At 65.6% G+C, this 4,795-nt stretch carries 7 protein-coding genes; 1 reads left to right on the plus strand and 6 read right to left on the minus strand.

The window, feature by feature from the left end; translation table 11 throughout:
* The first annotated feature begins 210 nt into the window (after positions 1–210).
* Positions 211–972, plus strand: coding sequence for a hypothetical protein (locus NK214_RS24605; RefSeq protein ID WP_227103939.1), 762 nt, complete (start codon positions 211–213; stop codon positions 970–972).
* Here NK214_RS24605 and NK214_RS24610 read toward each other — a convergent pair.
* The 6 genes from NK214_RS24610 to NK214_RS24635 form a co-directional block, all read right to left on the minus strand.
* The gene (locus tag NK214_RS24610; protein WP_253315769.1) at positions 969–1,376 is read right to left on the minus strand and encodes a DUF1801 domain-containing protein; all 408 of its coding nucleotides are present in this window, start codon (positions 1,374–1,376) and stop codon (positions 969–971) included. The two genes, NK214_RS24605 and NK214_RS24610, sit on opposite strands and share 4 nt — an antisense overlap.
* Before the next feature lie 7 nt (positions 1,377–1,383).
* Positions 1,384–1,812 carry a molybdopterin-binding protein gene (locus tag NK214_RS24615; RefSeq protein ID WP_107799160.1) on the minus strand — a complete coding sequence of 143 codons (429 nt, stop codon included), beginning with the start codon at positions 1,810–1,812 and terminating at the stop codon, positions 1,384–1,386.
* A gap of 154 nt (positions 1,813–1,966) precedes the next feature.
* The gene (locus tag NK214_RS24620; RefSeq protein WP_253315770.1) at positions 1,967–2,674 is read right to left on the minus strand and encodes an aspartate/glutamate racemase family protein; all 708 of its coding nucleotides are present in this window, start codon (positions 2,672–2,674) and stop codon (positions 1,967–1,969) included.
* Between the two features lie 45 nt (positions 2,675–2,719).
* Entirely contained in the window at positions 2,720–3,598 is an 879-nt protein-coding gene (locus NK214_RS24625; protein WP_227103932.1) for an alpha/beta fold hydrolase, read from the minus strand.
* Positions 3,599–3,744: 146 nt separating this feature from the next.
* On the minus strand, positions 3,745–4,074 hold the full coding sequence (locus tag NK214_RS24630) for a DHCW motif cupin fold protein (RefSeq protein WP_048411883.1): 330 nt from the start codon (positions 4,072–4,074) through the stop codon (positions 3,745–3,747).
* An 84-nt stretch (positions 4,075–4,158) separates the two neighbouring features.
* On the minus strand, positions 4,159–4,755 hold the full coding sequence (locus NK214_RS24635) for a response regulator (RefSeq protein ID WP_253315771.1): 597 nt from the start codon (positions 4,753–4,755) through the stop codon (positions 4,159–4,161).
* Positions 4,756–4,795: the final 40 nt, after the last annotated feature.

Below are 4,795 nucleotides of genomic sequence, written 5' to 3' on the forward strand. Positions count from 1 at the left end.
GGGCGGCGGCTGGGAAGCCCCGGCCAAGTCCTGATCCGCTACGTGCAAAGACAAACCCCGCCTTCGCGGGGTTTTTTCATGCTTGGCCTGGGCGCGGGCCGGCGGTCTTGAGTGAATTAAAAACAACATTGGCATATCTGTCAGTGGTGATGTCCGGACCCGCTGCTTACCATGCGCTGCGTTTCGACGTCCCACCCCGCGCGAGGAGCCATGGGCACCATCACTCACTCAGACACCCTATATCCGCACTTGTTGACCATGGCCGGGCGCGAGCGCCTGGTGGATGAAGCCTATCAAGTGCACGACGCCGTTTTCAGCGGCATGGACCGGGCGGCCTTCCGCAAGATGGTGTTGCCGGAGTCCGAGCACAGCAGCATCCTGCTGCATCGCGGCGAACACGGTCAGGCGGTGGGCTATTGCGCCGTCCACCTGTTCCAGCGCCGCGCGGCGGGGCGCGAAGTCAAGGTTTTGCGCGGGCAGGCCGGGCTGCTCAAAGACTACCGCGGCCGCAACAGCAATATGCCTTTCCTGGCCGGCTGCATGTTGCGCTACTGGCTGCGCAGCCCGTGGCGGCCCATGTATTTCCTGGGCGCGATGATCCATCCGTCCAGCTTCATCCAGATGCACAAGTACGCCGCCGGCATGTGGCCCAGCCCGGAGCGGGGCATGGAGCAGCCGCTGGCGCGGCTGGCGGCGGAGTTGTGCGGCAGTTTCGGCATGGCGGCGCCCGCGGCGGAGCGCCCCTTTGTGGTGAAGCTGGGCATTTTGACCCGGGACAGCCAGACCGACCGGCAATTCTGGCTGCAGCACCCGCGCCCGGCGGCGCGCTATTTTGTCGAACACAACCCGGACTACCATGAGGGCCACGGTTTGCTGGCCATGGCCGAGCTGTCGCCGACGGCCATTCTGAACGGCGTGTGGCGTTATCTGCGAGACAGGCGGCGCGCGGCCGCGGAGCGGTCTAGGCTCTAGGTCGGCTTGCTTTTGCCGCCGCCGGTATTGAGCGCGACGGCGGCCAGAATCAGCGCCTTGAACGCCTCCGCGTCCACGTCCTCGCCCTCGCGGATATCGATCGCCCGCCTGGCCTTGCCGTCCAGGCTGGCGTTGAACAGTTGGGCCGGGTCCGGCAGCGCCGCGCCTTTGATGAAGGTCAGTTTGACGACGGAAGTGTAAGACTCGCCGGTGCAGAGGATGCCCCGCAAGGACCAGACCGGGGTGCCCATCCATTTCCATTCTTCGATCACGTCCGGGGCGGCTTCCCGGATCAGCCGCCGCATCCGCGCCAAGGCCGCGCCGCGCCAGTCGCCGAGTTCGGCGATTCTGCGGTCTATCAGGATGAAGGCCGGCGCGCGCTCGGCCGCGGAGGAGGGCTTCATGCCGGGCTCAGATCCGGACGCCGACAATCACGTGGGAGGCCTTGAAGAAGGCGACGATGGCTTTGCCGACGGCCAGGCCAAGGTCGTCCGCGCTCTCCTGGGTGACGATGGCCACCAGGGCGTCGCCGCCGTTGAGACGGATTTCGACCTCGGCGTTGACCGCGCCTGGACGCAGCGCGGACACCCGGCCTTCCAGGCGGTTGCGGGTGGAGAGCTTGATGCCGGCTTCGGGATTGGCCAGGATCACCCAGGGGGCCTTGATGATGGCCAGCGCGTCGCAGCCCACGGTCAGGCCCAGGTTGGCGGTGCTGCGCTGGGTGATGACGGCGGTGATCACCTCGCCGCCCGGCAGGGTGAGGTCGATCTCGTCGTTGACCGCTCCGGGATGGATGGCGGTGACTTTGCCGGCGAACTGATTACGGGCGCTGGTGAGCATCGGATGTCCTTGATGTCGGATGGGTGGGGGCGTCATTGGCGATGTGCGGACAGTATATGCGGAAGCGGGCGGCGCGTTGGCAGCTATTTCGGCCTATGGTTCGTCCAAGGTCTCGCCTGAGCCCGCGAGACCGCAAACGGCCGCGGCTCGGCGTCTATCGCCGGCCAGCGGCGTCCGCGAGCGCGAACTCAAGCGCGGCCTCGACATGAATCCGGGTGGTGTCGAACACCGGCACCGGCACGTCGGCCTGGCTCAACAGCAGCGGAAGCTCGGTGCAGCCGAAGACGATGCCCTCGGCGCCGCGCGCTATCAACTGTTGGATCGCCTCCAGATAAGCGGCCTTGGTGGCCGGCGACGCCACGCCGCGGCCCAGCTCGTCGCGCAGGGTGCGCTGAATGAAATCGCGGGTGTGCTGAGCCTCCGGGATCAAGGTCTCAATGCCGTTTTGCCGCATCTTGTCCCGGAAAAACGGCAGCTCCATGGTGAATTGAGTGCCGAGCAGTCCCACGGTCCGCAGCCGCTGCTTGGCGACTTCCCGCGCCGTGGCGGCGGCGATATGGATGATGGGGAGGCCCGCGGCCGTTTCCAGGCGCTCGGCCACGACGTGCGCGGTATTGGCGCACAGCACGATGGCCTCGGCCCCGGCGGCTTTTAAATGCAGGCAGCCTTTGAGCAGCAGCGCATAGGTGTGCTCCCAGTCGTCCCAGCCGCGCTGCTGGATATCGTTGAAATTCAGCGAGTAGACGACGCACTCGGCAAAATTGAGGCCGCCCAGGGCCGTGTTGACGCCTTCGTTCAGATAGCGATAGTAATCCAGCGTCGATACCCAACTGATGCCGCCCAGCAGGCCGAGGGTTCTCATGGCGTTCCTTAAGCTGTTTATAAAAGATATGGAGCGAGGGAGGGGTCAAGTCGCTGCGGCGAGCGCGCGGGCCTCGGGTTTTTCCAGCCAGTCCAGCAGCAAGGGCCACACCTCTTTGCTGGCGGAGGAGGAGTGCATCACCCTGGCATGGTTGTAGCCCGCGCTGAACCCGGCCGCGACCGAGCAGAATAGCGCCTGGTTCTCTTGCCCTTTAAAGGCCGCCAGAAACTGCCGGCAGGCGGAGGGCGGGGCAATGAGAGAGTCGTTTTCGGCAAAGACCGCGAGGATGGGCGCTGAGATTTGCGGTAAACGCCGCAGATAATCAAAGCCGTCTGCGCCATTGAAGCGTCTGTGGATATTCCAGTCAAACCATTGACGCATCATGTGCCAGGACTCGTCCTGAACGCCGATTCCCAGCCTTTTTCCGGGCAGCCTGCCCGCCAGGCGGCAGGCTTCCCTCATGCCGATAAGGCGCAGCCGTCGCCAGGGCGTCTGGGCGGCATAGCCTGCTTGGCAGGCGAAGAGCGCTATTTTCCCGATGGCTTGGTTGAAATGGGGATGGCGCAACAAGCACATCGCCAGCGCCAATCCCCCTCCGCTATGGGTCACGCAGTGGAGGCGGGCGACGCCTTCCTCTTCCAGCAGGTAGCGCAGCGCCGCGGCCACGTCAAACAGCGCGACGGTCTCAAAATTGAAAGGAGGCGGGTCCCGCTGGCTGTCTCCGTGGCCGCGCCATTCAAGAATCCAGCAAGTGAATCCCCGCTCCGCCAGATGTCTCGCCAGGCCCAGACAGATGCGCCTATCCGAAAAAGTGCCGTGCGTCATGAACAAATGACGCGGCTGGGAGGCGGGGCTGGAGATCTTCCACAGCGCCAGGGAGACCTGATCTTGGCTGAGCAGCCGGATGAGCACCTCGTTTGTCATTGCTGGATGTCCCGGTTCCGACGAGCCGCCGCGGCAGGCGCTCGCGGCGTGATCTTTTCAAAGGAAATGGCGCTCGGCGCTTCCTCCCCTTGCCGCAAGCCCGTTCCGAGGGTGCGGCAAAAGGGCGGAAGCCGGCGCGCCCGGCCTTAATCGACGATGAACAGCTTGGCGCCGGTTTCGGTATGGGACAGATGCGGTTCCGCGTCGTCGGCCACCTGGTAACTGAGGCCGGGCGTCAAGGTGAAGCTGCGGCCGTCCGCCAGCGTGGTGTGCAGCACCCCTTCCAGACACAGCAGAATGTGGCCTTTGACGCACCAGTGATCCGCGCGGTAGCCCGGCGTGTATTCCACCATGCGGACGCGGATGTCCCCGAAGCGCTGGGTGCGCCAATAGGCGCAGCCGGTTTCGCCGGCATGTTGGGTGGGCTCCAGCGCGGACCAATCGCTGATGCCGAATGGAAGATCGGATATTTTCATGGCGGCTCCTCTTGGGTAGGGGGTCTAAGCGCCTGGCCATTGTCGCCGATGTCCCCGGGCCGCGATAGCGGTCTTAGAGCCTGTTCAAAGTCTCGCGTGCGCCAGCGCCTCCAGCCGATCCAGCAGCGCGCCGGTTTCTTCGCGCAGGCCGGCCGCCACCGCTTGCTCGATTTCCGTACACAGCTCCGCCACCGGCGCCAAGCCGGCCATGGCGAAAGCCCCCTTGGTGGCGTGCAACTGCTGCGTCAGCGGGGCGGAGTCCATCTGTTCCAAAGCTTGCCTCATCAGCCGCAGGGAATGATCCAGCGCGTCCAGCAGTTCGGCGCGCCGGGCGGCGGACAAGGGCGCGGGCGGTCTGGCGGCCGGGCGGTCTTCGGCGGGGCGCAAGGCCAGGCGTTTGCGGATCACGCGGTCCAGTTCCTCCAGGGTAAAGGGCTTGAGCATGAGCTCGTCGATGCCGGCCTGAGCGCAGAGCGGCTGTTCCGCGCTGCCGGCCTGCGCGGTGATGGCGACGATGGGGGCGGCGAAGCCGCTGTCGCGTAGCGCCCGGGCCAGGCTGTAACCGCTGATGTCAGGCATGCTCAGATCGGTCAGCACCAGGGCGTAGGCCTGACGGGCGGCCAGCGCCAGCGCGGCGGCGCCGTTGGCGGCGGTGCCGCGCACCCTGGCCAACGCCTCCACCGGCTACATCATCGACGCCATAGGCTGGACCAGTTTTTTC

Origin of the sequence: Chromobacterium sp. S0633 (assembly GCF_024158805.1) — a bacterium.
Classification (GTDB): Bacteria; Pseudomonadota; Gammaproteobacteria; order Burkholderiales; family Chromobacteriaceae; genus Chromobacterium.

Coding starts and splice junctions, on each gene's coding strand:
- NK214_RS24605 (WP_227103939.1), top strand. CDS start 211: ATGGGCACCATCACTCACTCAGACACCCTATATCCGCACTTGTTGACC.
- NK214_RS24610 (WP_253315769.1), bottom strand. CDS start 1,376: ATGAAGCCCTCCTCCGCGGCCGAGCGCGCGCCGGCCTTCATCCTGATA.
- NK214_RS24615 (WP_107799160.1), bottom strand. CDS start 1,812: ATGCTCACCAGCGCCCGTAATCAGTTCGCCGGCAAAGTCACCGCCATC.
- NK214_RS24620 (WP_253315770.1), bottom strand. CDS start 2,674: ATGAGAACCCTCGGCCTGCTGGGCGGCATCAGTTGGGTATCGACGCTG.
- NK214_RS24625 (WP_227103932.1), bottom strand. CDS start 3,598: ATGACAAACGAGGTGCTCATCCGGCTGCTCAGCCAAGATCAGGTCTCC.
- NK214_RS24630 (WP_048411883.1), bottom strand. CDS start 4,074: ATGAAAATATCCGATCTTCCATTCGGCATCAGCGATTGGTCCGCGCTG.